Source organism: Bradyrhizobium sp. LeoB3, from assembly GCF_055456055.1.
Genome location: NZ_JBVBEF010000001.1, coordinates 268,804 through 295,178 on the forward strand (window position 1 = coordinate 268,804; position 26,375 = coordinate 295,178).

Annotated in this window: 24 protein-coding genes and 1 pseudogene; 24 read left to right on the top strand and 1 reads right to left on the bottom strand. The window is 60.3% G+C overall.

The features are described from left to right. Nucleotides 1–16: 16 nt before the first annotated feature. The 16 genes and pseudogenes from ACZXDY_RS01195 to ACZXDY_RS01270 form a co-directional block, all read left to right on the top strand. Nucleotides 17–454, top strand: a complete 438-nt coding sequence (locus ACZXDY_RS01195) for a CoxG family protein (protein WP_456646250.1) — start codon at nucleotides 17–19, stop codon at nucleotides 452–454. 2 nt (nucleotides 455–456) lie between these two features. After that, nucleotides 457–1,326, top strand: a complete 870-nt coding sequence (locus tag ACZXDY_RS01200) for an FAD binding domain-containing protein (RefSeq protein WP_464344136.1) — start codon at nucleotides 457–459, stop codon at nucleotides 1,324–1,326. A gap of 1 nt (nucleotide 1,327) precedes the next feature. Beyond that, complete coding sequence (locus ACZXDY_RS01205) at nucleotides 1,328–1,816, top strand: (2Fe-2S)-binding protein (RefSeq protein ID WP_028161651.1); 489 nt, start codon at nucleotides 1,328–1,330, stop codon at nucleotides 1,814–1,816. Between the two features lie 38 nt (nucleotides 1,817–1,854). Then, a complete protein-coding gene (locus ACZXDY_RS01210) occupies nucleotides 1,855–3,066 on the top strand; it encodes an FAD-dependent monooxygenase (protein ID WP_464344137.1) in 1,212 nt (403 codons plus the stop codon). Between the two features lie 33 nt (nucleotides 3,067–3,099). Continuing rightward, nucleotides 3,100–3,816 (top strand): isochorismatase family protein, encoded by a 717-nt coding sequence (locus tag ACZXDY_RS01215; protein WP_464344138.1) that lies wholly within the window; start codon nucleotides 3,100–3,102, stop codon nucleotides 3,814–3,816. Then, nucleotides 3,813–4,703 carry an alpha/beta fold hydrolase gene (locus ACZXDY_RS01220; RefSeq protein ID WP_464344139.1) on the top strand — a complete coding sequence of 297 codons (891 nt, stop codon included), beginning with the start codon at nucleotides 3,813–3,815 and terminating at the stop codon, nucleotides 4,701–4,703. The genes ACZXDY_RS01215 and ACZXDY_RS01220 overlap by 4 nt, the downstream gene beginning before the upstream one ends. Next, on the top strand, nucleotides 4,684–5,736 hold the full coding sequence (locus ACZXDY_RS01225; protein ID WP_464344140.1) for a M29 family metallopeptidase: 1,053 nt from the start codon (nucleotides 4,684–4,686) through the stop codon (nucleotides 5,734–5,736). Before ACZXDY_RS01220 ends, ACZXDY_RS01225 begins: the two co-directional genes overlap by 20 nt. A gap of 169 nt (nucleotides 5,737–5,905) precedes the next feature. Beyond that, the gene (locus ACZXDY_RS01230; RefSeq protein WP_464344141.1) at nucleotides 5,906–7,255 is read left to right on the top strand and encodes an MFS transporter; all 1,350 of its coding nucleotides are present in this window, start codon (nucleotides 5,906–5,908) and stop codon (nucleotides 7,253–7,255) included. A gap of 337 nt (nucleotides 7,256–7,592) precedes the next feature. After that, nucleotides 7,593–8,531 (top strand): Bug family tripartite tricarboxylate transporter substrate binding protein, encoded by a 939-nt coding sequence (locus ACZXDY_RS01235; RefSeq protein WP_464344142.1) that lies wholly within the window; start codon nucleotides 7,593–7,595, stop codon nucleotides 8,529–8,531. Nucleotides 8,532–8,538: 7 nt separating this feature from the next. Beyond that, complete coding sequence (locus ACZXDY_RS01240; protein ID WP_464344143.1) at nucleotides 8,539–9,057, top strand: tripartite tricarboxylate transporter TctB family protein; 519 nt, start codon at nucleotides 8,539–8,541, stop codon at nucleotides 9,055–9,057. A 20-nt stretch (nucleotides 9,058–9,077) separates the two neighbouring features. Beyond that, the gene (locus ACZXDY_RS01245; RefSeq protein WP_464344388.1) at nucleotides 9,078–10,568 is read left to right on the top strand and encodes a tripartite tricarboxylate transporter permease; all 1,491 of its coding nucleotides are present in this window, start codon (nucleotides 9,078–9,080) and stop codon (nucleotides 10,566–10,568) included. Nucleotides 10,569–10,940: 372 nt separating this feature from the next. Further along, on the top strand, nucleotides 10,941–11,780 hold the full coding sequence (locus ACZXDY_RS01250) for a DODA-type extradiol aromatic ring-opening family dioxygenase (RefSeq protein ID WP_464344144.1): 840 nt from the start codon (nucleotides 10,941–10,943) through the stop codon (nucleotides 11,778–11,780). After that, a complete protein-coding gene (locus ACZXDY_RS01255) occupies nucleotides 11,777–12,043 on the top strand; it encodes an aromatic ring-opening dioxygenase LigA (protein WP_028161659.1) in 267 nt (88 codons plus the stop codon). Before ACZXDY_RS01250 ends, ACZXDY_RS01255 begins: the two co-directional genes overlap by 4 nt. Nucleotides 12,044–12,185: 142 nt before the next feature. Next, on the top strand, nucleotides 12,186–13,472 hold the full coding sequence (locus ACZXDY_RS01260) for an MFS transporter (protein WP_464344145.1): 1,287 nt from the start codon (nucleotides 12,186–12,188) through the stop codon (nucleotides 13,470–13,472). Between the two features lie 33 nt (nucleotides 13,473–13,505). After that, a complete protein-coding gene (locus ACZXDY_RS01265) occupies nucleotides 13,506–14,312 on the top strand; it encodes an SDR family NAD(P)-dependent oxidoreductase (protein WP_464344146.1) in 807 nt (268 codons plus the stop codon). A gap of 175 nt (nucleotides 14,313–14,487) precedes the next feature. Further along, a pseudogene (locus ACZXDY_RS01270) lies at nucleotides 14,488–15,767 on the top strand (malic enzyme-like NAD(P)-binding protein); the annotation flags it as partial. Nucleotides 15,768–15,788: 21 nt separating this feature from the next. Here ACZXDY_RS01270 and ACZXDY_RS01275 read toward each other — a convergent pair. Next, entirely contained in the window at nucleotides 15,789–18,638 is a 2,850-nt protein-coding gene (locus tag ACZXDY_RS01275) for a winged helix-turn-helix domain-containing protein (protein WP_464344147.1), read from the bottom strand. 938 nt (nucleotides 18,639–19,576) lie between these two features. Between ACZXDY_RS01275 and ACZXDY_RS01280 the strand changes: the two genes are divergently transcribed. The 8 genes from ACZXDY_RS01280 (at nucleotide 19,577) to ACZXDY_RS01315 (ending at nucleotide 26,235) form a co-directional block, all read left to right on the top strand. Continuing rightward, nucleotides 19,577–20,299 (top strand): aspartate/glutamate racemase family protein, encoded by a 723-nt coding sequence (locus ACZXDY_RS01280; protein WP_464344389.1) that lies wholly within the window; start codon nucleotides 19,577–19,579, stop codon nucleotides 20,297–20,299. Between the two features lie 14 nt (nucleotides 20,300–20,313). Further along, complete coding sequence (locus tag ACZXDY_RS01285) at nucleotides 20,314–21,333, top strand: zinc-binding dehydrogenase (RefSeq protein ID WP_464344148.1); 1,020 nt, start codon at nucleotides 20,314–20,316, stop codon at nucleotides 21,331–21,333. Then, a complete protein-coding gene (locus tag ACZXDY_RS01290) occupies nucleotides 21,330–21,740 on the top strand; it encodes a PaaI family thioesterase (protein WP_028161665.1) in 411 nt (136 codons plus the stop codon). The genes ACZXDY_RS01285 and ACZXDY_RS01290 overlap by 4 nt, the downstream gene beginning before the upstream one ends. Nucleotides 21,741–21,764: 24 nt before the next feature. Then, a complete protein-coding gene (locus tag ACZXDY_RS01295; protein ID WP_028161666.1) occupies nucleotides 21,765–22,526 on the top strand; it encodes an SDR family NAD(P)-dependent oxidoreductase in 762 nt (253 codons plus the stop codon). 181 nt (nucleotides 22,527–22,707) lie between these two features. Continuing rightward, nucleotides 22,708–23,172 (top strand): Lrp/AsnC family transcriptional regulator, encoded by a 465-nt coding sequence (locus tag ACZXDY_RS01300; protein WP_028161667.1) that lies wholly within the window; start codon nucleotides 22,708–22,710, stop codon nucleotides 23,170–23,172. Between the two features lie 145 nt (nucleotides 23,173–23,317). Beyond that, the gene (locus tag ACZXDY_RS01305; protein WP_464344149.1) at nucleotides 23,318–24,574 is read left to right on the top strand and encodes an ABC transporter substrate-binding protein; all 1,257 of its coding nucleotides are present in this window, start codon (nucleotides 23,318–23,320) and stop codon (nucleotides 24,572–24,574) included. A 141-nt stretch (nucleotides 24,575–24,715) separates the two neighbouring features. Further along, complete coding sequence (locus tag ACZXDY_RS01310) at nucleotides 24,716–25,444, top strand: AMP-binding protein (RefSeq protein ID WP_464344150.1); 729 nt, start codon at nucleotides 24,716–24,718, stop codon at nucleotides 25,442–25,444. Beyond that, complete coding sequence (locus ACZXDY_RS01315) at nucleotides 25,372–26,235, top strand: class I adenylate-forming enzyme family protein (RefSeq protein WP_464344151.1); 864 nt, start codon at nucleotides 25,372–25,374, stop codon at nucleotides 26,233–26,235. Before ACZXDY_RS01310 ends, ACZXDY_RS01315 begins: the two co-directional genes overlap by 73 nt. The last annotated feature ends 140 nt before the right edge of the window (nucleotides 26,236–26,375 follow it).

Consider the following 26,375-nt stretch of genomic DNA (forward strand, 5'->3'; position numbering starts at 1 on the left):
ATTCATGGAATTCAATATGTCGATGGTGGTGCCAGCGACACCGGCGGAGCTTTGGAGCACGCTGCTCGACGTCCCTCGCATATCGGGTTGCATCCCCGGCTGCGAAAACGTCGAGGAAATCGAGCGGCTTGCAACTTACAAAGCGACCGTCAAACAGAAGATCGGCCCCTTCAAGCTCGAGGTCCCGGCCGACATCATCGTTGAATCGATAACGGAGCCGTCTCACGTCCGCACGCGCGCCACGGGTCGCGACAAGATCACCGGGACGAGGCTGGCGGTTGTTCTCGACGTGACCGTGACGCCGGAAGGGGCGGGGTCCACATTCGCAGTGGACGCGAAGGTCGACGTGCAAGGTCGCCTCGCGACTATGGGGTTCGGCGTCATCAAGCGTCGCGTCGATCAGAACTTCGAGGAGTTCGAGAAGCGACTCAAAGAAATGTTGGGCGCGGCCTGATCATGCTGCCTTCACCCTTCGCATTCGAGAGGCCTTCGACAATCGCCGACGCCGTGCGTGCGGTCGGAGAGTCCGGCGACGGCATGTTCTACTCCGGCGGAACCGAACTGCTGCTGGCGATGAAGATGCGCGTCATCCATACGGACCGGCTTATCGATATCAAGGGAATCCTTGGACTTGATCGCATTGTTTTCAACGATGCGAATGACATCGAAATCGGTGCGCGCTGTACGCACAACAAGATCGCCAGTGATCCTGTTATTCGCGAGCATGTGCCGGCGCTGTCCTCGCTCTGTGCCAACGTCGCGAACGTCAGGGTCCGCAGCGTCGGAACGATCGGAGGCAATCTGTGCTTCGGAGAGCCCCACGCCGATCCGCCGACTATGCTCGCGGCTCTGGACGCACGGCTGGTGCTTGATGGCCCCGGCGGCACGCGTGTCGTTCACGCTGACGATTTCATCCGGAGTGAGCTGGAAACGGTGCGGGAGCCGGATGAGCTACTGACGGTCATTGTGTTTCCGCGCCCGACCGGACCTGTGACCTATCGGCGCTTCAAGCATGGTGAGAGGCCCTCGGTAAATGTCGCGATGGCTTGGTCGCTGGGCGCCGGCGGAAGGACGATCAGAAGCGCCCGTGTGCGGGTCGGAGCGCTCGGTTCTCGACCTCAGCCTTTGAAGGCCATCGAAGATGTCCTCCAGGGCATATCCGTCGCCGAAGTCCGCCCGGCTATCGAGGCGGTGCTCCCGACGGCGCTGGGTGAGCTGGAAGTCAACGAGGATCGGCATGGCGGCGCCGACTATAAGCGCCACCTTGCGGGTGTCTTGCTTCTGCGAAACGCGGAAGAGGCGATCGCCGCGGCCGGGAGCGCGTGAAATGACAGATGTGTTGCCAATCTCATTCTCGTTGAACGGTCAGGCGATCGCGATCGACGTTCCAACCCATACGCTATTGATCGACCTTATCCGGGATCGCCTTGGCTTGAAGGGAACCAAGCGTTCCTGTGACATGGAGGTGTGCGGCGCGTGCACCGTTCTGCTCGACGGTGAGCCGATTTCGAGTTGCACCACACTCGCCGTCGATGTCGATCAGCGCGAGGTCACGACCATCGAGGGCGTGACGCCGCCCGATGGCCTGTCACGGATTCAGAAGGCGTTCGTGCTTCACGGGGGCCTTCAGTGCGGCTTCTGCACGCCAGGCTTCATCATGGCGGTCACAGCGTTGTTGAAGGCAACGCCGCACCCGACCGACGAACAAATCCGTCACTACCTGCACGGCAACCTCTGCCGTTGCACCGGCTACACCAAGATTTTCGAGGCCGTAAGGAGCCTTGCCGCCGAGCAAGTCTCCGAAGATGCCGCCTAACCCGTTGCGAGACAGCGCAATTATCGTTTGGAGATGTCATGAGCATTGAACAGGTCAATAAATCAAGCGTCCTCATTGCCGGCGCCGGCATTGGCGGCTTGGCGATGGCGCTATCGCTGCTTCGTCGCGGCATCGATTGTGATGTATTTGAGCAAGCGTCCGAGTTGCGCGAGGTGGGAGCGGGTCTTTGGATCTCCATGAACGGCGTGCGCGTTCTTCGGGATCTCGGCCTCACCGAACAGGTCGAGCAGAACTGCATCGCGGCCGAGCGACGCTCGATCCGGCTCTGGAACACCGGTGATAGGTGGCCCCTCTACAACCGCAGCTCCGACGCGGCGCGCAACCAGCCCTATTTGCTGTTGCGTGCTCACCTGCTGAAGATCCTCGTTGACGGCGTGCGCCAGTTGAAGCCGGGCGCCATTCATCTGAACGCCCACGTTGTCGGGTTCAGTCAAAACGACGAAGGAGTTCGGGCCAAGCTCGCTGACGGCTCCGAAGTCGAAGGGCGCGCCCTGATCGGCGCTGACGGTGCTCATTCGAAGGTCCGTCTTGGCCTGATCGGCAACATCGAGAGCCAGTACACGAAGGCCATCGCCTGGCGTGGTCTCGTGCCGGTCGACCGCCTCGCGCCGCACCAGCGCGAACCCGAGGTGGCAACCTGGATCGGGCCCACCGCCCACGTCACGGCCTATCCGGTGCGCTGGCAGAACACGGTCATGATGACCTTTTCGGGCCAGGTCGACCATAACGACTGGCTGCTCGAATCCTGGTCGGAGAAGGGCTCGGTCGAGGACTGCCTGAAGGACTTCGAGGGCTGGCATCCGGACATCGTCGAGCTGGTCAGGAACGTGGATACCCTGAACAAGTGGGGCCTGTTCGTGCGGCCGTCGCTGGGTACGTGGTCGAAGGGACGCATCACCCTGCTCGGCGACGCCTGTCATTCGATGCTGCCGTACCTCGGGCAGGGTGTGAACATGGCCCTGGAGGATGCATCCGTCCTCGCCCGCTGCTTCGAGGAGAATCCCGATGACATCGCGGTGGCATTCAAGACGTATCAGGGCCTGCGGCTCGATCGCACCACCATGGTCACGAAGTCCGCGGCCGGCATGCTGCCGATCTTCCATAACCAGGCGCTGAGCAAGCCGGAGACGGCGGGTGACTACATCGAGACCCAGTGGGCGCCGGAAGCGACGGCCGCGCGGTACGATTGGATCTACCGGTACGACGCGACCACCGTGCCGCTTCACTGACATGCCCGCGAGTGTGACCGCTGGAGCGCAGCCGTGACTGGCACCAAGCAGCCCTGGGACGATGTGATACCGCTGGACGAGCGCGAGACCTATGCCCTCGCCGGGCTGGGTGGCGCGGCGGGATTCGGCAAACGACCGGCATTGCTGGTCATCGACGTGCAGTATCGCTCGGTCGGCAACCGGCCAATGCCGATCCGCGAAGCGATCAAGCAATACCCGACTAGCTGCGGCGAAGCCGGTTGGCACGCCATCGCACACATCGCCGAATTGGTGCGGCTGTTTCGCGAGAAGAAGTGGCCGGTGATTTTCCCGCATGTCGCACGGAAGGTGGGCCAGGACCAGGGCGCGTTCTCCTCGAAGATTCCGGGTATCATGCGGATCCCGCCTGAGGGCTATGACTTTGTCCGCGAGGTGGCTCCGGAGCCCGGCGAGTTGCTCCTGCCGAAGACTCAGGCAAGCGCGTTCTTCGGCACTCCGCTTGCGACGTATCTGATCGGTGCCGGCGTCGACTCGCTGGTGGTGACCGGCTGCACGACCAGCGGCTGCGTGCGGGCCTCGGTCGTGGATGCGTGCGCGCTGAACTTCAAATCAATTGTGCCGAGCGACGCCGTCTACGACCGCTCGCCCACGTCCCACGCCATCAACCTGTTCGATATCGCCAGCAAATACGCGGACGTCATGCCGACGCAGGCCGCTATCGAGCGGCTTCACGCGCTGTCGGATGACCACACAGAGGATCAGAGAACGTGAGCGGCGCCGCGGCATCCGGATTGCTTTACGGCGCGCATGTGCGTGCCAACGGCATTCGGCAGCATTATCTGCGGTTCGGCGGGTCCGGGCCGGCGGTCATCATTGTCCCCGGCATCTCGACGACTGCGGCGCAATGGGCCTTCATCGCAGAGCGTCTGTGCTCCGGACACGACGTTTTCGTGCTCGATGTCCGCGGTCGCGGCCTTTCCGAAAGCGGCCCGCATCTCGACTATTCGCTCGACGCATGCGCATCCGACCTCATCGGATTCGCTGAAGAGCTCGGAATGGGCCCTTACGCGCTGCTGGGCCACTCGATGGGTGGACGCATCGGGATCCGCGCCGCACGTTGCCGCCCATCGTCCATGGAGCAACTGATACTGGTCGACCCGCCGGTCTCAGGTCCTGGACGTCGCGCCTATCCGATTCCGATCGAACCGCTTCTCAAATTGCTTGAAAGCGCGAAGCGCGGAGAAGCCGACGCGGCGCTGCGAAGCCCCTCTGCTCCGCGGTGGCCCGAGCAGCACATCCGCACCCGGGCCGAGTGGATGCATACCTGCGACGAGCGTGCGCTCATCGAGAGCCACAAGGGCTTTCATCACGATGACATTCATCGCGACCTCGCCCATCTCAGCGTTCCGACCGCGTTGATCGTCGCGGGGCGAGGAGGGGTCATTCTGCCCGAAGATGAAGAAGAAATTCGCGGATTGCTGCCGTCAATCGCGATCAGGACGCTGCGAAGCGCCGGTCACCAAATGCAAATCGACGATACCGAGGGCTTCCTTTCGATCGTTGAAGAGCTTCTAGCGCGACCGCGCGATCGGTTCGACGGCCGCTTGTCTAGGTTCGGCAAACAGGAGATCAGTGAAGATGTCCCGACAAATCGTTGATGTTGAAATGCTCGAGCTCTTCAAGGCCGAGCTGGCACTCTGCAAGGTGAAGAAGGGCGAAGTCGTTGCGGTCCTGAGCGGCGGCGAGGATCAGCAGGAATACGCCCAGGCCTTCATGCTGGCCGCGCAGAGCCTGGGCGCAACGACCTTTCATCTCAACGTGCCCAAATACGGCCAGGGCAAGGTCGCGGGCTTGCAGGGCCGGCACGCGCTCACGGGCAACCAGCCGGCGATCGATACGCTCAAGCGCGTCGATATGGTGATCGATCTCCTGGGGTTGCTGTTCTCTCGTGAGCAGCTCGAAATTCAGGAAGCGGGCACGCGCATCTTGCGCGTGATGGAGCCATTCCACATCCTCAAGAAGATGTTCCCGACTGAAGATCTGCGCCGGCGAACGGAGCTCTCTCGAACCCTCCTGCAGTCGGCCCGCAAAATGCGGATCACGTCGCCGGGCGGAACGGACGTAACTTATGGCCTGAAGCAATACCCCGTCATTTCCGAATACGGATACACGGATGAGCCTGGGCGCTGGGATCACTTCCCGTCAGGCTTTGCCTTCACTCAGGCGACCGACGGCGAGGTCAACGGCACGGTTGTGCTGATGCCCGGTGACATCGTCTGCGCGTTCAAGCGTTACATCCAGTCGCCGGTCACGCTGACCATCAAGGACGGCTATATCGTCGACCTCAAGGGCGAAGGCACCGACGCACTGCTCATAAAGAATTATATCGACAGCTTCGGCGATCCGCGCGGCTGGGCGATCTCGCATATCGGCTGGGGGTCGAACGAGCGTGCCGCCTGGCACCACATCGCGGCTTCCCAGGAGCTGTCGTCGGAGCACATCATGAATGCGCTCTCCTTCTACGGAAACGTCCTGTTCTCGACGGGGCCGAACACGGAGCTCGGCGGTACGAATGACACGCCGTGTCATTTGGACATCCCGCTTCGCGGCTGCAGCCTGTGGCTCGACGATATCCACATCCTCGACAAGGGCGAGTTTGCTTATCCGGAGCTGAGGGCGCCGGGCCGCTAGGCCCTGCACATCAAGCACGCAACCCGGAGTCGCGAATGCGTCTCCGAATGATACCGGAGCCGCGTTCGCGACTCCCAACGATGCCGAAGTCGCATTTCGACTCTCAAAGACGCGGCAAGCGTCTCGGGCACGTCTATCGACTTCAATCCTCCAACAGGAAACGCGTCACATGTCGGCAACCATCTCGAGTTCGGAAGACTACACGCCGGGGCAACGGTATTCGATTATGATCTCAGCGATGCTGGGCTACATACTCGATTTCTACGACGTTCTGATATTTCCGTTCCTCTTGCCTGCGATTCAGCGATCGATGTCGTTATCGTTGACCGAGGTCGGCTCGCTGCAAGCTCTCACATTGTTCGGATCGGCCATCGGCGGAGCGCTATTCGGCGTCATCGGTGATCGACTTGGCCGAAAGACCTCGCTTCAACTCACAATTGCATTGTTTTCGGTTGCAGCGATCGTTTCGGCGTTCGCATGGAATTACTGGTCTCTTGCCGTGCTACGGTTCATCACCGGCATTGGTCTTGGCGGCGAGTACGGCGTCGGCATGGTGCTCTTCAACGAGGCCTGGAAGAAGAACAGCCGCGGTTTTGGTGCGGCTGCCCTTCAAGGCTGTGCTGTGATCGCGTCATCCACAGCTTCAATCGTTGGCATCTGGCTGATTGCGACGTTTAGCGACGAGTGGAGCTGGCGCATCGGCCTGCTGAGTGGCGGCGTACCCATCCTGCTGATTATCTTCATTCGCTTCTTCATGCCTGAATCCAAGATCTGGCTGGAGTATGAGGCGCAACGCAAGGCCGGCCGGGCTACTGCAGAAGCTCGTACACTTCCGCTTGCGGATCTATTCCGCAACGGGCTGGCACGGCAGACCGTCATCGCCTTCGTATGGCTGATGAGCTACATGCTCTGCTACTATAGCGTCGTCTCCTTTATGCCGACGCTGCTGCTGCGGGATATGCATACGCCGGGTGATGTTGTTCGCACGACGGCAGTTCTGCTCTCCGTGGTCAGCGGCATTTGCTATCTCGCGAACGGCTTTTTCAACGACAGGGCTGGCCGCCGCTTCGGAGCGCTTGTGCCCGCGCTGTTTTGGGTCGGGTCTCTGGTCGGTATGGCCGTTTGGGGCAGCCAGCTCTACGCCGGATCGAAGACTGAATGGCCGATGTTCTGGCTCTACATCGGCTTCGGCATGGGCAATGTGGCGCTGGGCGTGACCGGTGTCTGGATATCCGAGCTCTATCCGGTCAACCTGCGTGCGACGGCGGTGTCGACGTTCTATATGGGCGGTCGCGGGCTCGGCAGCATAGCGCCTGTGATTGTGCCTCTTGCGGCCGCTCACTTCGGTGGAAGCTTGCTCAACGGCATGGTTGCGGTGGCCCTTCCTGCTGCGACTGTGTTCATTATCGCCTCTCTTCTGCTTCCAGAGACCCTCGGTCGCGATTTGTCCGCGAAGGGCTTTAAGGTCGACATGGAAACGGAACCCACAATGAAGGCCGCTTCGGTGTCGGGTGTTTGACCCTGGTGGAGGGACGCTTGACCGGCGAGATAGGCGTTGTCGACCCGCTTGTCTCGTCGATGCATGCGGCGGAACTCATGCACACCCGCTGACGGGACGGCACGGCGCTTTCAAAATCGCCAGGCACTGCTTGCAAGTTTTGCGCTTGCGAACAAGTTTTGTGCTTGTACACAAGTGATGATCAAAATATCGTTACACTCGCTGGATCTTGGGTCAACGGCTCCTGGATAAGGGCGAACTTGCGCGTCCAGAGTTGAGCGCGCGCTTGGTCGATAGCCGGCCTTAGATCATTCGTCGGACAATTCGAGGATCACTCAAGATGCGCATGTTAGTTGTAATGACCATCGCTGCCAGTCTTTCCCCTGCCGGGTCTCTCGCGCAAGCTGCCGACGACCCGTTTCCTACGAAGCCGGTCACCCTGACTGTCAATTACGGCGCTGGCGGCGGATCGGACGCGATTGCCCGCGCGCTCGGACGAGCACTTGAAAAGCCGCTCAAGCAACCGGTTGCGATTGAGAACATTGCCGGGGGAGCTGGAACGCGCGGTGTCACCGCAGTCGTCACGGCCGAGCCGGACGGATACCAGATCGGTGTCGCAACGAACAGTCCGATGACGATCGCCGTGCATACGGTCAAGGGATTGTCCTGGGGAAACCCCAGCACGTACGATATTCTGGGCGGCATTGGCATCGTCTACAACACCATCTGCATTCAGGCGGACTCGCCGTTGAAGACGCTGGATGACGTGGTGAAGTACGCGAAGGAGAACCCCGGGAAGCTGAAGGTCGCCAGCATTGCGGGCGGAATCAATCAGTACACTTGGGACGCTTTCGCCAAGAAGGCGAACATCAACGTGAGGTTCGTCCCCTATAGCGGCGATGCGGACGGCGTTGCCTCCTTCCTCGGAAAGAACACCGAACTTGCGGCGCTCACCTGGCCGGGGCTGAAGGCTCAGATCGAAGTCGGAAAAGCGCGTCCGCTGGCGGTGTTCGGTCCCGAGCGGATGAGTTCGAACCCGGATGTCCCGACGTTCAAGGAACTGGGCTACGACGTCGTCACCACCAGCGACTACGTGGTCTATGCTCCGAAGGGAATTCCTGAGGCCAAACGTCGCGTTCTCGTCGAGGCCGTGAAGCAGGCCGTGTCCGATCCCGACTTTATGCGGGTGCTCTCCGCTCAGAACATTCAGGTGCAATTCACCGATGGCGAGAAGATGACCCGTCAGTTCACGGAGATATTCAACGCCACGGCCCCATCGACTCCGAGCGGAAAGTAGGCCGCAGATGGACCAGGCGATAGTCATCAAGACCGAGGCTTCGACAGCGGCCAATGCTCCGGCATCGACCACCGGAATCAGGCTCACATCGCTCATCCTGACGGTCGCGGGACTGTTCTATCTCTATCAGGCCATCGAACTGCCGATGGGCGACCCACCGGGAACGGGCGTCGGCGCCGTACCCGTCCTGGTGGCGGTCTGCTGGGTGCTATTCGGCGCATTGGTGACGGTTCGTAACCGCGGCGTATCTGCTGATCTCGGTCCCTGGCCCCGGGGCAGCGCGGCGCTGCGCGTCGGGGTCGCCTTTTTCCTTTGCGTGATGTTCATCGTCGGGCTGCCATTCTTTGGGATTTTCCTGACGACCGGGATCTTCCTCCTGTTGATGGGACGTCTTGCCGGCGCACCATGGACGAGTGCCATCGTTCTCAGCGCGGCAACACCTGTTGCATTCTGGATTGTCTTTTCATTGGGCTTGAAGGTATCGCTGCCGTTCGGCTCCCTTCTCACTGTCATTTTCAGGGGCTGACCATGGATCTGCTCGGTAACATGCTTGGCGGGTTCGCCGTGGCTCTCCAGCCCGTGAACATTGCGGCCGCACTGCTCGGGGCGCTTGTGGGCACCGCCACCGGCGTTCTGCCAGGTCTCGGCGTGCTGGGCGCGATGGCAATCCTGATGCCGATCACGATCCATTTTTCCGCAGTGACCGGTCTGATCATGTTGGCCGGGATTTACTACGGTGCCATGTACGGCGGATCGACCACGGCGATCCTCCTCAGGATCCCCGGCGAAAGCGGATCTATTGTCACGACGATCGACGGTTACGAATTCGCGAGAAAGGGACGAGCCGGCGCTGCCTTGATGATTTGCGCCGTGGGATCGTTCATCGCCGGAACGATCAGCATTGTCGGGCTCAGCCTGTTCACCACGCTGCTAGCCGACGTTGCGCTGCGCTTCTCGTCTCCAGAGTTCTGCCTTCTGGCGCTTTTGGGCGGTTTGACGCTGGTGCGCATCACTGGAAACGATCCAGCCCAGAACATGCTCATGCTTTTGATCGGCATGGCTCTGGCGACGATCGGCGTCGATGCCGTCAGTGGCGACACGCGCTTTACATTCAACACGAGTACGTTGGCATTGGGCTTTGATCTCGTACCGGTCGCACTGGGCCTGTACGGACTGAGCGAGCTGTTCCACGTCCTCGCCTCGAACGAAGGATTTCCGCGTGCCACCACCGTGCGTTTGCGGGAAATGATCCCGACGCGCCGCGAGTGGTCGCGTGCATGGCCAGCCATCGTGCGAGGGTCGGGCATCGGCTTTCTTATCGGACTGTTGCCCGGCCCGGGCTCTCTCACATCGACCTTCGCCTCCTACGGAGTCGAAAAGGCCATCGCCCGAAAGCACCGGGACGAGTTTGGCAAGGGAGCGATCGAGGGCTTTGCCGGGCCGGAAGCGGCGAACAATGCGGTCGCAACCTCCGCGCTGGTGCCTGTTCTGAGTCTCGGGATTCCTTTCACGCCGAACGTGGCGTTGATGCTCGGGGCGCTTATCGTTCAAGGCATACAGCCCGGGCCGCTGCTGCTGTCCCAACACCCAAACGTCGTGTGGGGCCTCCTCGCGTCCATGTATATCGGAAATGTGGCGTTGCTCGCCCTGAATTTGCCGCTGGTCGGGATGTGGGTCCGGCTGCTGCGCGTTCCGCAATACACATTGATCGCCTTCATTTTCGCCGTCAGCTTCATCGGCGTCTACACGATGCGAAACAGCTACTGGGACCTTTGCGTTCTGGTCGGCTTCGGAGTCGTCGGGTCGGTTTTGCGCCAGATCGGTTTTGATCTCGCGCCGATGATTCTCGGCTTGGTGATCGGACCGATCTTCGAGAAGGCGTTGCGCGAAACGCTGTTCCTGAGCGGCGGGGATCTCACGATCTTTGTCACGCGGCCGATCAGCGCCGTGCTTTCGGCCCTTTGCGTAGTGGCAGTCGTCGGTCCCACCATTGCCGTGTGGATCACGCGCGGGAACCGCCTTTCGCAGCAATCGTAAGGGATAGTTCGGCACCGCTTCGAATGCGGCGCAAGCCGCCAACCAAGCTTCTCTGACGCTCCGAAAGCGCAAATGGTCGTCCAACCACCCTCGCGAGATCGGTGACGAGTCCAACGATTGCGTCGTGCCGAGTGATCCTTGTTGCGGCGCAGCGGCGGCGGGGCTCGGCGTCGGTTTTGTGGGGCCTTGGTCCTGTGGCCGTGGTTTTCGCGGCGGGGTGGCTTCTCGCGAACCGGCGTAGTGAAAGATTTCAGACATCTGAAGCGCGGTCTACTAGCCCCTGATGACGCGGCTCGCTTACCGATGCGTATGTTGAGACGCCATGGCTCGTGGCGAAAAACGAAGATGCATAGCGGGAGGAGTGAAGGGATCATGGCTAAGCTAGTTGGGGTCTATGCGGTGCCGCATACGCCCAGCTTCGTCGCCGAGGTTCAGCTCAATGGCGATCGCTCTGAGACGTCGCGCTTTTTTGGTCAGATCAAGCAGCATCTGGATCAGGCAAAGCCAGACGTCATCTTCACCGTCAACAATGATCACTTTAACACGTTCTTCTTTGATAATTGGCCAACCTTTGCGATCGGAATTGCCGAGACAACCTCAGGTCCCAACGATCAAACCCCTGGCATGCCGTGGTACGACCTTAAGGTCGAGGCGAACGTGGCCCGATACGTCTTGTCTCATCTGATTAAAGAGGGATTCGACTTTACCTCATCAGTCGATTTCGAGATTGACCACGGCGCATTGGTGCCATTGCACTTTCTGACGCCGGCAATGAACTTGCCGATCGTTCCTATCTTCATCAATTGCGTGGTTCCGCCCCTGCCAACCTCGAGGCGATGCTATGCATTAGGGCGCGCTATTGCAGCCGCCATCCGTACTTGGGATAGCGACGTTCGTGTTGCGATCGTCGCTAGTGGGTCACTCAGCCTCGAGATCGGAGGGCCGCGGGTTGATGTAGACAAGACGTTCGGCATTCCTGATCCGCCTTGGGCATCATGGGTGCTAGATCGGATCACGCGGTGTGAGCATGATGAACTGATAGCCCAGGCAACTGAGGCGAGAATGCTCGCAGCGGGTAACGTGGCAGGAGAGCTTCTCAGTTGGATTATTGCCCTGGGGATTGTAGGTGCAAGCCCTCCCCAAATCCTCATCAATCAACCTGCCCTTGGTAACGCATTTGCCGCTTGGAATATCAGGAGCGAGCGGCCATGAACATCTATCTCATCCATACGCTTTGTCGCCGCGTCCTGCACGACAGAGAGTTCCGAAGACAGATTCTCGAGAGCCCCGAGGCTGCCGTCTCATCTATGCCATTCAGCGACGAAGAGCGCGCTGCGCTATTGGCTGGTGATGTGGGGCGCCTGAATCGAGAGGGGGCTTCTGGCTTTCTTCTCCTCATACTCAGCCGCTTCGAGGTGTTCGGGTTGAAATTGCCGGTCTTTAACCGCCGCATGCGCACCGGAGCGCTGGACTGAGCGCGCTTCCGGCCGACGTCAGCGTCGCGCCGAGCTCGTAACAGCAATAGTCGACACAAGGACTGGGAGGGCAACTCCTCTCAGAACGATCATCTGCGAGCAGTCACCAAGAGCTGCAGTGTCAAATCATAGGAGGGAATACATGCAGATAGAGCAACCGAATGAAATTGGGCCTGTCCAAAAGAGAGCGCTGCTTAGCAGCTTCATCGGATGGATGTTCGACGGTTTCGAAACGAGCACCTTAATTCTGGTTGGAGGAGCGGCGGTCCTGACGCTGTTGGACAGCCCGAAGCCGGATGAAGTGAGGTTGGCCGTTGGTGCGGCGCTTGGAAGTACACTTATGGGTTGGGCGGTCGGTGGAACGATCGGCAGCATCCTGGCCGACTACATCGGCCGGAGGAAGATGCTCATGATATCCATTGGGGGATACTGCGCGTTCACTGCCCTTACGGCTCTGAGCCATTCATTGACCGCTCTGATCGCCTTTCGGTTTCTCACCGGCATGTTCTTGGGATCGGAATGGAGCACGGGGACAGCACTGGTAGCTGAAACGTGGCCTGCGTCGGCGCGAGCAAAAGCACTAGGCATCATGCAATCGGGATACGGCTTCGGCTTCTTCCTTGCCGCGGGACTGTGGCTCTTTATCCAGCCCTACGGTGGCGCCGATGCATGGCGTTGGATGTTCCTGATCGGCGTATTGCCTGCATTTTTCCTGATCTACATCCGGAGAGAGGTCGGCGAATCGAAACTGTGGTTGGAGGCAGTCCACGGCTCTGCTGCGAGTAATGAAGCAAGTCATACGAAGCGCAGGTTCAGTCTCATTGAAATGTTCGACGATCGACGAGTTCTGACGCATTCGTTCGCAGCGCTTGTCATCGCCACTGTCACGGTCTCGGTATTCTACGGAATCTCAGCGCTCACCGGACCGTACATCGGTGCAATTGCCGCGAAGCAAGGACTGACGGCGAGCTCATGGGCAAGCATCAGCGCGCTGGTGTACAACGGCGGTGCGATCATCGGATATGTGGCCGCCGGCTTTATTGCTGACGCGATCGGCCGAAAGCCATACATGCTGCTGATGTTTCTAGGCTCGATCGCCTCTGGGTTGCTAATGTATCTCGCGCCCCAGAGTCTGCTGATCGCGCTCTGCTGCGTGTTCGTTCTTGGTGTTTTTACACTGGGCGTCTTTTCCTGGATGCCGATCTATCTGCCGGAGTTGTTCCAAACACGCATTCGTTCGACGGCATCCGGCGTCGTGTTCAATCTTGCACGGTTGGTCTCCTTCCCCTTGCCAATTCTGACAGCCTTCTTGTTCTCGACGCTCGGCGGTTATCAGGCCACCGTCTTGTCGCTCGCTTCTCTGTACGTGCTCGCGATCGCGGCGTTGCTGTTGCTGCCCGAGACACGAGGCAAAGCGCTTCCCGCCTAACATCACACGCTGAACTGACATCAGGAGGATTTCATGGATCTTGGAATTGCAGGACGAGTTGCCATCGTTACCGGCGCGAGCGCAGGCATTGGATATGCCGTCGCGGACGAGCTTTTGGCAAACGGGGCGTCCGCTCTTGTAGTGGCTCGAAACCAAGCCAGATTGAACCAGGCTGCGGAAAGGCTTCTTGGACGTAAAGGCGCGAAAGTCGCCTCTCTGGCAGCAGACGTGGCGAAGCCGGGGTCAGCTGAGCTCATCGTCGGTAAATCGATCGAGGCGTTTGGCGGATTGCATATCCTTGTAAACAATGCGGGGCGTGCCCATGCCGGCGGCCTAATGAATTCGAGCGAGGAAGATTGGGAAGAGATGACCGGCGTCAAGCTGACGTCGATGCGAAGGATGTGCAAGACGGCGATCCCTCATATGCAAAAGGCTGGATGGGGGCGCATCGTCAACATGTCGTCCATCGGGGGAATTTACCCCAATCCAAAGTTGTTCGTTTCGCACGTTCTTAGCGCGGCCATCAACAACCTGACGAAATCACTGGCGATGGAAGTGGCAAAAGACGGCATACTCGTGAACGCGATAGGGATCGGCGCCGTCGCCACGGACAATTGGGCGAACAACATGGTCCCGGCTGTGCGACGGGCGCGGCAGGAGTTTAGCACTCTGTCGGACGACGAAGTCATTGCGCGAATTTCGGCTGAGCTTACCCCCGTGGGCCGCGCGGGAACCGCTCAGGAAATCGCCGCGATCGCAGCGTTTCTAAGTTCGGACAGGAATGGCTTTGTAACGGGCGACACGATCGAGGCGTCCGGGGGCGCCGATCGTTTCATGTAGCCGGACGGATGGGCAGACGGCGCCCCGCTCGGTCCGCCGCAAAAATCGCAGTTCGTGGCATTCGACTAGGGTAACTACTGATCGTGAGTGGATCGTATGTCGGCAGGTTGCGCGGGATCTTTGAAGGCTGTTTCGCGCTTCCCGGGATCAGCATGTTGCCGATAGCGAAGAAGGAATGGAAATTTTGATCATTAGAGACGAGATCACTGATGCCGAGGCGCTCAACTATCACCTCGAGCCATGGCCTGGAAAATACGAGGTGGTGTCCTCGACGCCAATGCTAACGCAACGGGACCTGTCGCTTTCGTACAGTCCGGGCGTTGCCGCTCCTGTCTTGGCTATCGCCGCACGGCCCGACACCGCCTATGACTACACCGTGAAGGGCAATATGGTCGCCATAGTTACCAATGGTACCGCGATTTTAGGGTTGGGAAACCTGGGGGCGCTTGCGTCGAAGCCGGTGATGGAGGGTAAGGCGGCTTTGTTCAAGCGGTTCGCCGGCGTCGATGCGATCGACATCGAGCTTGAGACGGAAGCCGTCGATGAGATCGTGAGAACGGTCCGCCTCATGCAGCCGACGTTGGCGGAGTGAACCTGGAGGACATCAAGGCTCCTGAGTGCTTTCTCATCGAAGAACGGCTGAGAGAGACAATGGATATACCAGTGTTCCATGATGATCAGCACGGAACGGCGGTGATCTGTGCCGCAGCGCTTATCAATGCGCTTGATCTGGCTGACAAGAAGATCGAAGACGTGAAGATCGTGCTGAATGGAGCTGGAGCAGCAGGCATCGCATGTCTGAAGCTCTTGAACTTCATGGGCGCGGTCCGGGAAAATTGCATTCTGTGCGATTCGAAGGGGCCAGTGTGGAGCGGCCGTACTGACGGAATGAATAGATGGAAGTCCGAACATGCGACGGACACGACTGCCCGCACGCTGGAGGAGGCGGTCGAAGGCGCCGACGTTGTCATCGGAGTGTCTGTAAAAGGCGCGTTGACCCGTCGGATGGTTGAAAGCATGTCCGCAGACCCAATTATTTTTGCTCTTGCAAATCCAGACCCTGAGATCACCCCCGAGGAAGCTCGGGCCATCCGTGCTGATGCCATAGTGGCGACCGGTCGCTCCGACTACCCTAACCAGGTCAACAATGTTCTTTGCTTTCCATACCTGTTCCGGGGAGCACTGGACGTCCGGGCGCGCGCGATAAACGAGGAGATGAAAATCGCATGCGCTCAGGCCTTGGCTGGACTGGCACGCAGTGCGGTGCCTGATGAGGTGGAGAGTGCGTACGGTAGGAAGCTATCGTTTGGGCGCGACTACATCATTCCCACACCGTTCGACCCGAGGCTGATCTATACCGTACCAATAGCGGTGATGAAGGCAGCCGTCGAGACGGGTGTTGCCCGGCGATCGATCCCAGATCTGGGCGAGTACGAACGAGGTCTCCGGCGCAGAATGAAGAGAACTGACTAGCGCCTAACGCGAAAGATCAAGTCCCAAACGGCTCGCGAGGGCGCGTGCTGCAGCCAGATCTTTCCCGGCGGTCGCGGCAGGAAAGCTCTCTAGCGCCGCCACGAGCGTCGACCTGGCTTCGTCATCATCCCCTTGGCTGGCCAGCATGGTGGCCAGATCGGTGGCGACTTTCAAGGTCCAGGCCTTTGCCCCTTGTCGATGGCTAATCGACAGAGCCTTTCTGAGGCCGGCAATGGCTTCGGAAGGGGAATTATTGAGGTGCGAGCCAGCGCGGCGAAACTCTGGTTCGCCCCAGGACGAATCGCTCTCGCATCGAGAGAGGAGCAGCGATGAGATCGGCCGAAGAGCGGAAGGATCCCACTTGTTTCGTTGCGCGGTGAGTAGGATGTCGCTGAACAGCGTGGAGTACTCCTGATCAAAGCCCAGCCGTTCAACGGAAGCCACGGCTGCCGCTAGGCGCGAGACAGGTACCTCCCCCTCATCACACACCTGAGCCCACAACTCGAAGAGGTCGCCGTAGGTGCTCCAAAAGCCCAATCCATGTTCGCGCGCAATGTGTTGTAGGCGTTTTGCCTCGCGCCGAACAGCTTCATAATCGCCGTCAAGAGCGTGCACAGTGCACCAGCCTTCTGCAAGTGCGCAGCAGAGCGTGTTGGCATGGTCGAGCGCTTGCGCTTCGTCGGCCGCGGCAGCCGACATCTCCCTGCCTTGATCGCCGAAGCCTTGGACCCAAAGTATACGCGATAGGAACGACAACCCGGCGATACGCTGATCGATGCCGAACCGAAATGCCTGCTGAGGGCGGTTGACATCGAACCAGCGAAGGCTGCTCTCGATAAGTTCCCGCGCGAGATCGTGATTGCCGAGAAAGTGTTGGGCGACACCGCAGATGCGTCGGCCGACCGCTTGCGCTTCCGAATCATTAGACGCAGTAGATAACTGGAGCATTTCCTCCGCGTGCTCCAGTGCCAGGCGGTAGCTACCCGACCTGAGATTGTAGAGCCAAAGTCCGTATCGAGCTTGCAGTTCGATCTCGTTGGCGCGGAGTTCCCGAGCGAGGGTAAGAGCCTTATGCCATGCAGCGCTCGTCTCAATGACCGGACCGATTGCCCAGCTGAGCGCCGTTCCAAGAGCCGCCATAAGCGCCATCTCGTCGTCCGGATTGAGGGCGTCTGCGAGACGGTCCAAGGCTTGGGTAATCCGCCGTCGGCATTCATCATGCAATGACAGCTGAATCCAGAAGGGAGTTGCGCATGCCAACATGCTTACGCCGATCCGCATATCTCCCTTCGCGGAAAAGGACCAGTCTAGAGCGGCACGGATGTCATCGATCGCATTTTCATAGGTTGCGCGCCAATCTTCCGTCGGCAGCTTCTTCCAGTCGTCCGACGCGCGTCGAGTGATCTCAACGAAGTAGGCTGCGTGCCGTTCCGCGCTCAAGTCAACATCACCGCGTTCTGCCAGCTTCTCCAGCGCGTAGAACCGAATCGTTTCCAAGAGCCGATATCTCGGTGTAGCGCGATTTAAATCAAGGAGAAGAAGTGACTTCCCAACGAGGCCGCTGAGTAGGTCAAGGCTGAACCACGGGTCATCGTTCTCGGGCGCTGCAACGGCTCTTGCCGCCTGGGCGTCGAAGCTCGAGGCAAAAAGAGCCAATCGGCAGAATAGTCGCTGCTCGTCGCTGTCCAGAAGATGGTAGCTCCAGTCGACAGTGGCCCTGAGAGTGCGATGCCTCGATAAGGCCGTGCGACGACCAGCGGTCAGCAGGTTGAAGCGATCATCAAGTGCGGCGAGAACGCCTCGGACTCCAAGCGTGGAAACGCGAGCCGCTGCGAGCTCTAGGGCGAGGGGCAGGCCATCGAGGCGTTGACAAATCGCACTCGCGACCTCCACATCAAGGTCGAGCGACTGCACGTTCGCTGACGAGCGCTCTGCGAAGAGCTCGAAAGCTGGGTATGCCATCGCAACACCCAAGTCGCGTGTGTCGACCGGCGGAACCGCGAGGGGCGCAAGGCGATAGATCTGTTCGCCATCGAGGCCAAGAGGCTCCTGACTGGTAATCAGCACCTTAGCCATAGGGACGTGGCGCAGAATCGTCTCAACGTTCCTGGAGATTGGTCCAGCAAGATGCTCGCAGTTGTCAACGATCAGGAGAAGCTGACGACCCGACAGCAGGAAGCCGATCCGATCGGCGCGCTCGATGTCGGGGGAAGGGATCTGCAGTGCTCCCGCAAGGGTTGGGCCTACTAATTCGTCCTCCGAGATCTTGGCGATTTCTGCCAAGTGGACGCCATCTTGAAAATGTCCCGCCAAGCGTCGTCCGAGCTCAAGAGCGATTCTTGTTTTCCCAACTCCTCCGGTGCCGGTAATTGTGACGAGACGGCTTTTGTCGAACAAGCGCTCGATTTCGCGAAGGTCAACGGCGCGTCCGAGCAGTGAGGTCAAGGGAAGGGGCAGGTTTGACGGCGGCGATTGCTTCGCCTCCGACGCTCCTTTTTCGGAATGCGGCGTCCGTTCTTCTGCGACCAGTCGATAGCCGCGCCCGAACTCGGTCCGGATCATGCCGCGATCTGGGCCTAACGCTCGCCTAATCGCCGACATTTGGGCTTGAAGATTGTTCTCTTCGACAACGACCCCCGACCAGACGGTATCGATAAGTTGGTCCTTTGACACCAGCTCGCCGTCGGCCTGCACGAGCACCCAGAGGACATCGAAGGCGCGCGTGCTGATGTCGACCTTTGCACCCTCGCGCAAGAGTAGGCGTAATCTCGGGAAGATGCTGTAGCGTCCGAACTGGACGCCCTTGTCGTCGCGAGTTTGATCCTTCGAGGGGGATGAAGAAGCGGGCTTCATAAAGCCACTCTATACGATGGGCAGGCCGAATTGTGCCTGCAAAGTTTGTCATTTCGGCCGCCCCATCGCAACTTGCCAAAAGTGAGCAAACTTAATGAGTTACGGCTCATTTCGTGAGGGCGAGTGCCCATTCAAACGCGGAAATTCGACTCAAGGCTCCGCATGGCAGGTTCAATCTCTCGAGACAGACGGGTCGTGTTCGGCGTAGCAAGCAGAGGTCGAGTTCCTCACACAAGAATTTCGCCGTTCTCATCCTTTCGGGTTAATGCGCGGCGCCAGGGCAACCGTCGTGAACGGGCGACACTTATGACCACTGTCTTACCTTCGCAATGGTCTCAAACATCCCCACAGCACCCCCGCCAAACGGATTGAGAGCTTTCGCTTTCGCAACGGCATAACTCGCGAAACTTGTTCCAGCGCTTCTCGTCGATGTCTCGCAAGCGGTGGGCTTCGTATCGGCGCGCTTCCTCTTCACGGTAGCGCTCTGCTGCTCTTCGCGTTCGCGCTTCATTTCTTCAAGGGTCGGCCCTGTGGCCATTATCACGCCGACAAGTTGCCATGAGTTACCGATCCTGACCTTTTGCGACTCAACCCATTCAGGCCGCCGACCCTGCAGGTAGGTTGTGATGCTGACCCGCAAAAATCCTGAAGAATCCAATCCCGACTTGCAATTCTCGGTGAACGCGGTCCATCTGCGTTGGGGCTATCTGGATATAATCTGCGAGGATGGCACAAAATTCAGAATTAGATGCCGCGCAGCAGGCCATTAATGGAAATAACTTCCAAAATGGAAGCTCGGAGGGTACAACAACGCAAGCAGTCGATTGGTTGCCGGTGCTAGAGTTCGATCAATCGTTGATCGCGTGGGCCAACTGGCATGACCCTTTGCGATCATGGCGACGGAGGTTGCGCCAGCAACCGGATTGCGAGGATTGATGATGAAGACGATCGGCTTGATTGGCGGAATGAGCTGGGAGAGCACTGCGGTGTATTATCGCCGGCTCAACGAGCAGGTTCGCAACCTCTGCGGCGGCCTGCATTCCGCCGAGATCGTCATGCGCTCGGTCGACTTCGAGTCAATCGTCGCGATGCAAACCTCGGGCGATTGGGACGGCGCCGCTGGCGTATTGCAGAAGATCGCGCGCGAGCTCGAGGCCGCCGGGGCCGATTGCGTACTGATCTGCACCAACACCATGCACAAGCTCGCCGACACGGTGCAGGCGGCGATCCGCATCCCGCTGCTGAACATCATCGACATATGCGCACATGAGCTGAAGGCCGCCGGCGTTCGCCGGCCGCTGCTGCTGGCGACCCGCTACACCATGGAGCACGATTTCTATCGCGAGCGCATGAGCGTCCGGCACGGGCTGGACACCATCGTGCCGGAGGCCGATGATCGCGCGGCGGTGCATGACATCATCTTTTCCGAATTGTGCTGCGGCATCATTCGTGAGTCCTCGCGGCAACGCTACATGGAGGTCATCAGGCGCGGGCGGTCCGCCGGCGTGGACAGCGTGATCCTCGGCTGCACCGAAATCGGACTCTTGATCCGGCCGGAAAACCTTGATTTACCGGCGTTCGACTCGACGCTGCTGCACGCGGATGCGGCGGTCGATTTCGCTCTCGGCGATGGGCCGCTCGGTCGCGCCGACGCAGCCTGAGGGAGGAAGTTCTAATGCGTGCGATGATCCTGCGGGAACATGGGGGACTCGACAAGCTCACCTTCGATCCGAACTTTCCCGATCCAGACATCGGCCCGGCCGACGTCTTGTTGCGTGTGCGAGCGACGTCCCTGAACTATCATGACATTTTCACCCGCCGCGGCATGCCGGGGATCAAGGTCCCGCTGCCCCTGATCATGGGGCTTGATGTCGCAGGCGAGATCGTCAGGGTGGGTTCCAAGGTCGAGGGCTGGAAGGTCGGCGACCGTGTGCTCGTCGATCCGCTCAATCGCGTCGAGGGCGGGCTGATGGGCGAGACCATGAATGGCGGGCTCGCGGAGCTGTGCAAGGCGCCCGCGCACCAGCTTGTCCGGATTCCCGACAATGTGAGCTTCGAGCACGCGGCGGCCCTGCCGGTTGCCTACGGCACTGCGCACCGCATGATGACCACCAACGGTCAGGTCTCGGCGGGTGAGAAGGTACTGATCCTCGGTGCCAGCGGGGGCGTCGGTGTGTGCTGCGTGCAACTCGCCAAGATTGCCGGCGCCTATGTCATCGCCTGTGCGGGCTCGGCAGAGAAGGCGCGGCGGCTCAAGGAAGTCGGCGCCGACGAAGTCATTCTCTACACCGAGGAAGATTTCATGCAGGTCGTGCGCCAGCGTCACGGCCGGCCGCAGCGCGTTGGCAGCGGCTCGTCCGTCAACGGCGGCGTCGATGTTGTCGTCAACTTCACGGGCGGCGACACCTGGGTGAAGTCGCTGCGCACACTGAAGCTCGGCGGCCGTATCCTCACCTGCGGCGCGACCGCCGGCTACGATCCAGCCGAAGACCTCCGGGTGATCTGGACATTCGAACTGCAGATCCGTGGCTCCAACGGCTGGGAGCGGGACGATATCAAGAACCTGTTCGCGTTGGTTTCCGCCGGAAAACTGAGCGCGTTGATCGACAAGTCGTTCCCGCTGGAGCGGGCAGCAGATGCGCTGCGGATGCTGGAAGACCGCACCGTGTTCGGCAAAGTCGTGGTGACGCCATGACGACGCCGCTTGATCAAGGTCAGATCGAGGCGATGCTGAAGCAATCGCCGTTCATCTCGTTTCTCGGACTGACGGTGACCGCGCTCGATGCCGACAAGCAGGAACTCGTCATGAAATCGCCGATGCGGCCGGAGTTCGAGCGCGAGCCCGGCACCAGGCAGTGGCACGGCGGTCCGATCGCGTCGATCATCGACACCGTGGGCGACTACGCGCTTGTGATGTTCGTCGGCCGCGGCCTGCCGACCATCAACTTCCGCGTCGATTTCTTCCGGCCAGCGATCGATACCGAGCTGATCTGCACCGGTCGAGTGCGCCGGCTCGGCCGCACCGTGGGCGTCGCCGATGTCGACGTCCACGACGTGAAGGGCGCTCTGATCGCGATCGGGCGGGCGACCTATGCGATCTAGAACGCCCGGAAGTGAGGGGCCGCGATGAAGCTGCTCGCTGACAGGATTGCTCTCGTCACCGGCGCAAGCCGCGGCATCGGCCGAGCGATCGCTGTCCGGCTGGCACAAGACGGCGCTGTCGTCGGCGTTCATTATCGGGTCCGAAGCGACGAGGCAAGGCAGACGCTCGAGCTGATTCGTGCGCAAGGTGGTGACGGCTTCCTTGTCGCGGCGGATCTCGCCGATCCAACCGGCGCCAGCCAGCTTGCAGAGGCGCTGATTGGCAAGCTCCGCGAGGAACGCGATCCGCCGTTGCTGGACATTCTCGTCAACAATGCAGGCATCGACGACCGCAAGACCATCGAGCAGGTGAGCGAAGCCGACTTCGACCGCATACTGCAGATCAACTTCAAGTCACCGTTTTTCCTGATTCAGAAGCTGCTGCCGGTCATGGCGGACGGTGGCCGCATCATCAACATCTCATCAATGGCGGCGCGGCTGTCGTTCCCGACCATGCCGGTCTATGCGCCGACCAAGGCGGCGCTGTCGACACTCAGCCGCGTGCTCGCCGCGCATCTCGGGTCGCGCGGCATCACCGTTAACGCGGTGCTACCGGGCGCAACTTCAACGGATCTCAACCCCGCCGCGTCTGATCCGGAGCGCAGCAGCGCGATCCGCGACACCGTTGCGCTCGGCCGGATTGCCGAGCCGGGCGACATCGCACCGGTCGTCGCGTTTCTGGCATCGCGTGAGGGTGGTTGGATCACAGGCGAGACCATTGAAGCGAGTGGCGGCCAGCGCTTATGAGTACGCATCCCGATCCCGATTTCTTGTTGCCTAGCCCCGCCGCCGGCCGAAAGATCCGCTTTCGCATGCCTCATGGCGAGCATGGCTGCTACGAGGATGCTGCGGCATCTTCAGCGTTCCCTCTTGTGCAGTGCATTGAGTGTAAATTCAGTGCATGGTCGGTGGTGGAGACAGGACGCTGATGGATCGCATCGATCTCAAGATTCTCGGTTCCCTGCAGGAGGACGCGATGATGCCGCTCGCGACCGTCGCCGAAAAGGCAGGGCTGTCGAGTTCGCCCTGTTGGCGGCGGATCCAAGCGCTGATCGAGAAGAAGATCATCCGCCGCCGCGTTGCACTGCTTGATCCAGACATGGTCAACGTGCCGGTGACGGTATTCGTGACGCTGAAGACCAACAAGCACCACACCAAGTGGATGACGGCGTTCGCCCGCGAGGTTGCGAAGATTCCGGAGGTGACCGAATTCTATCGCATGAGCGGCGAGGTCGACTACCTGCTGCGCATTGTCGTGCCGGATGTTGCGGCATACGACGGCGTTTATAAGCGGCTCATCAACGCGGCGGAACTCTTCGATGTGAGTTCGAGCTTCGCGATGGAGACGATCAAATACTCCACTGCGTTGCCGCTCAACTACGTCAAGATATGAACCGCGCCGCGACTCGTCCGTTGATTGATGATGCGTTGATTGATGATGCAGGGTCACGTCGCGCCGCCGCCCTTTCGTGAAGAGCTTTTCAAGCGGGTTCGTACGCGAATGCGCGAACCCGGATAACTGCGATGTTGGAGGAACTATGAAGAACATTTGCCTCAGGATTGTGATGAGGCGGCTCGCGACGGCCGCTTTTTGTACGGGACTCGGCATCGCGAGCCTGGGCATCGGTAGCGCGTCAGCTCAGCAGAAGGCGGCGGATACCTCGCCGGTGCGGATTGGGGTGCTCACCGACATGTCCGGCCTTTTTGCTGACATTTCCGGTCCGGGCGCGGTGGTCGCGGTCAAGATGGCGGTCGACGATTTCGGCGGCAAGGTGCTTGGGCGTCCGATCGAGGTCATTTCCGCCGACCATCAGAACAAGGCGGATGTCGGCGTGTCGCTCGCACGCGCGTGGATCGACGAGAAGAACGTGGTGATGCTCGCCGATCTGATGAACTCGGCGGTGGCGCTCGGCGTGATGGAACTCGTGAAGTCGAAGGACCGCGTTGCGATCGTGAACGGGGCGAGCACCTCGGTGATCACCAATGAGAAGTGCACGCCGAACAGCATCCACTACACGTGGGACACCTATGCGCTCGCCCGAGGCACGGCCAATGCCGTCGTCCGCCGCGGCAAGAAGAAGTGGGCGATCCTCGAGGCCGACTACGCTTACGGCCACCAGCTCGCGAGCGATAGCCGGCGCTTCGTCGAGCAGGCGGGCGGCACCGTGGTTTCGGAGGTCAAACATCCAATCAATACGAGCGACTTCTCCTCGTTCCTGCTGCAGGCGCAGAACTCGGGCGCCGACGTCATTGCGCTGGCCAACGGCGGCGCCGATACGATCAATTCAATCAAGTCGGCGGCCGAATTCGGCATCGGCCGCGACGGCAAGCAGCAGGTCGTCGGTCTTGCGATCAATCTCAATGACACCAAGGCGCTCGGTCTCAGCTCCGCGCAAGGACTGTTGCTCACCGAGGCGTTTTATTGGGATCTGAACGACGAGACCCGCGCCTGGTCGAAGCGCTTCATGGAGAAATTCGGCAAGATGCCGACCTCGACTCAGGCCGGCGACTACTCGTCAACGATGCACTATCTCAAGGCGGTCGCTGCGGCCGGTACGCTGGACGCGCAGGCTGTGATGGCCAAGATGCGCGAGATGCCGATCAACGACTTCTTCGCGCACGATGGTCACATTCGAATCGACGGTCGCATGGTGCACGACATGTATCTTGCGGAGGTGAAGAAGCCGTCGGAGTCGAAGGGGCCGTGGGATTTCTACAAGATCCTCGAGACGATCCCGGGCGATCAGGCGTTCCGCCCGTTATCGGATAGTGCCTGCCCGCTGGTTAAGAAGTGACATTTCCGGCTTCCGAGCGTGGCGGCCATTCAGCGGCGGACCTCGCCGGGGTCGCCTTTTCGCCCAGCACCGCGATTACACCATTTCGGCGGACAGGGCGCATCCGCGATCGTCGCGTTGAGTTTCTTAGGAGTGGAACTGATGTCCTGGCCTTCTCGTAACCTCGGTTGCTGCTTCGATCCGTTGAACGACCCCGCCAAGGTCGCGATCATCGATCTTCGTCAACCCGACCGGCCCGAAGAAGTCACCTACGCTGCGCTTGATGCCGCTTGCGATGCAGTGGCACGCGGCCTGCTCGCCAAGGGGCTGAAGCGGGGCGACCGCATCGGTATCATGTCGCTGAATTCGGCGCCGATGATCGCGGCCTATCTCGGGATCATGCGGGCCGGCATGGTCGCGGTGCCGATCTCGTTCAAGCTGGCGCGGGAAACCGTCGATTACATCGTGAGAGACGCCGACCTTCGGGCGGTGTTCCACGATCACGAGCGGGCGTCACTGGTGCCGGATCATCTGCTCGGCATCGACTTCGATACCGCCGAGGGCTACGCAGCGCTGCTCGACCACGGTCCATTCACCGCGTTCGAACCGAAGGGTCGGGAGATCGCCACGATCCTCTACACCTCCGGCTCGACGGGTATGCCGAAGGGCGTGCTGCTGTCGCACGCGTCGCAGATGTGGGCGCTGGATACCGCGGCACGAGCCGGCGATCGCTCGCACCACCGCTACATCGTCGCCGCGCCGATGTTCCACATGATGCGACGATCAGCGTCAAGACGGCGCTGCATGCCCGAGCATCGATGGTGTTGCTACCCGCCTTTGATGCGCGGCTTTACGCCCAAGCGATCGCCGAACATCGGGTCACCTGGCTGACATCGGTGCCGACCATGATGGCGATGCTGGCGCGTGAGCGCGACCTCGTCGCAGGGCTCGATTTCTCGTCGGTCACCAACGTGATGATGGGATCGGCGCCCTTGACCAAGTCGTTGGTCGAGAAGGTCCAAGATCTCTTCCCGGGTGCAGCGATCAGCAATGCTTACGGCACCACCGAAGCGGGACCGGGCGTGTTCGGTCCGCATCCCGACGGAGTGCCGCGGCCGGATACGGCACTGGGCAATCCGGTGCCAGGCGCGCTGGCCGAGCTTCGAGAAGGTCCATCTCCGGATGAGGGCGTACTCTATATGAAGAGCCCGATGCTGATGGAGGGCTACAACAACCAGCCCGAAAAGACCGCTCAAGTGATGCGTGACGGATGGTATCGCTCCGGCGATATCATGCGCCGCGACGAGAACGGTTTCTTCCATTTCCTCGGGCGCGCCGACGACATGTTCGTGGTCGGTGGCGAGAATGTCTGGCCGGGTGAAGTCGAAAAGCTGGTTGAGCGGATGCCGGGTATACACCAGGCCGCGGTTGTGCCTGTGCCCGACGAAATCAAGGGCATGCTGCCATTCGCCTTCGTGGTGCCGCAGGACGGCGCCAAGGTCGACGAGGCCGCGATTAAGAAATTCACGATCGACAATGGACCGGCCTTCGCGCATCCGCGTTTCGTCGAATTCCGGTCCGCGATTCCGCTGTCGGCGACCAACAAGCCCGATCGCCGCCTGCTGACCGAGGAAGCCGAACGGATTGCGGTCCGGCGTCGGGCAGCCGGCGAACGCGCCTGACGTTCGCTGGCCAGGTGGCAGGCTCTGCCATCGACATGGCGGTCGCAACGACAATGGAAGGCGAGCCTTGATCGCGGTCAGGTCGTGCGGCTCGGCCCGAGCGGTCGTTCGATTGTGACCTCGACCAGTGTCCTGTGAGA

Coding starts and splice junctions, on each gene's coding strand:
- ACZXDY_RS01275 (WP_464344147.1), bottom strand. CDS start 18,638: ATGAAGCCCGCTTCTTCATCCCCCTCGAAGGATCAAACTCGCGACGAC.
- ACZXDY_RS01305 (WP_464344149.1), top strand. CDS start 23,318: ATGAAGAACATTTGCCTCAGGATTGTGATGAGGCGGCTCGCGACGGCC.
- ACZXDY_RS01225 (WP_464344140.1), top strand. CDS start 4,684: ATGTCCCGACAAATCGTTGATGTTGAAATGCTCGAGCTCTTCAAGGCC.
- ACZXDY_RS01265 (WP_464344146.1), top strand. CDS start 13,506: ATGGATCTTGGAATTGCAGGACGAGTTGCCATCGTTACCGGCGCGAGC.
- ACZXDY_RS01240 (WP_464344143.1), top strand. CDS start 8,539: ATGGACCAGGCGATAGTCATCAAGACCGAGGCTTCGACAGCGGCCAAT.
- ACZXDY_RS01200 (WP_464344136.1), top strand. CDS start 457: ATGCTGCCTTCACCCTTCGCATTCGAGAGGCCTTCGACAATCGCCGAC.
- ACZXDY_RS01280 (WP_464344389.1), top strand. CDS start 19,577: ATGAAGACGATCGGCTTGATTGGCGGAATGAGCTGGGAGAGCACTGCG.
- ACZXDY_RS01255 (WP_028161659.1), top strand. CDS start 11,777: ATGAACATCTATCTCATCCATACGCTTTGTCGCCGCGTCCTGCACGAC.
- ACZXDY_RS01310 (WP_464344150.1), top strand. CDS start 24,716: ATGTCCTGGCCTTCTCGTAACCTCGGTTGCTGCTTCGATCCGTTGAAC.
- ACZXDY_RS01250 (WP_464344144.1), top strand. CDS start 10,941: ATGGCTAAGCTAGTTGGGGTCTATGCGGTGCCGCATACGCCCAGCTTC.
- ACZXDY_RS01205 (WP_028161651.1), top strand. CDS start 1,328: ATGACAGATGTGTTGCCAATCTCATTCTCGTTGAACGGTCAGGCGATC.
- ACZXDY_RS01195 (WP_456646250.1), top strand. CDS start 17: ATGTCGATGGTGGTGCCAGCGACACCGGCGGAGCTTTGGAGCACGCTG.
- ACZXDY_RS01300 (WP_028161667.1), top strand. CDS start 22,708: ATGGATCGCATCGATCTCAAGATTCTCGGTTCCCTGCAGGAGGACGCG.
- ACZXDY_RS01315 (WP_464344151.1), top strand. CDS start 25,372: ATGGTGTTGCTACCCGCCTTTGATGCGCGGCTTTACGCCCAAGCGATC.
- ACZXDY_RS01290 (WP_028161665.1), top strand. CDS start 21,330: ATGACGACGCCGCTTGATCAAGGTCAGATCGAGGCGATGCTGAAGCAA.
- ACZXDY_RS01210 (WP_464344137.1), top strand. CDS start 1,855: ATGAGCATTGAACAGGTCAATAAATCAAGCGTCCTCATTGCCGGCGCC.
- ACZXDY_RS01235 (WP_464344142.1), top strand. CDS start 7,593: ATGACCATCGCTGCCAGTCTTTCCCCTGCCGGGTCTCTCGCGCAAGCT.
- ACZXDY_RS01295 (WP_028161666.1), top strand. CDS start 21,765: ATGAAGCTGCTCGCTGACAGGATTGCTCTCGTCACCGGCGCAAGCCGC.
- ACZXDY_RS01260 (WP_464344145.1), top strand. CDS start 12,186: ATGCAGATAGAGCAACCGAATGAAATTGGGCCTGTCCAAAAGAGAGCG.
- ACZXDY_RS01285 (WP_464344148.1), top strand. CDS start 20,314: ATGCGTGCGATGATCCTGCGGGAACATGGGGGACTCGACAAGCTCACC.
- ACZXDY_RS01245 (WP_464344388.1), top strand. CDS start 9,078: ATGCTTGGCGGGTTCGCCGTGGCTCTCCAGCCCGTGAACATTGCGGCC.
- ACZXDY_RS01230 (WP_464344141.1), top strand. CDS start 5,906: ATGTCGGCAACCATCTCGAGTTCGGAAGACTACACGCCGGGGCAACGG.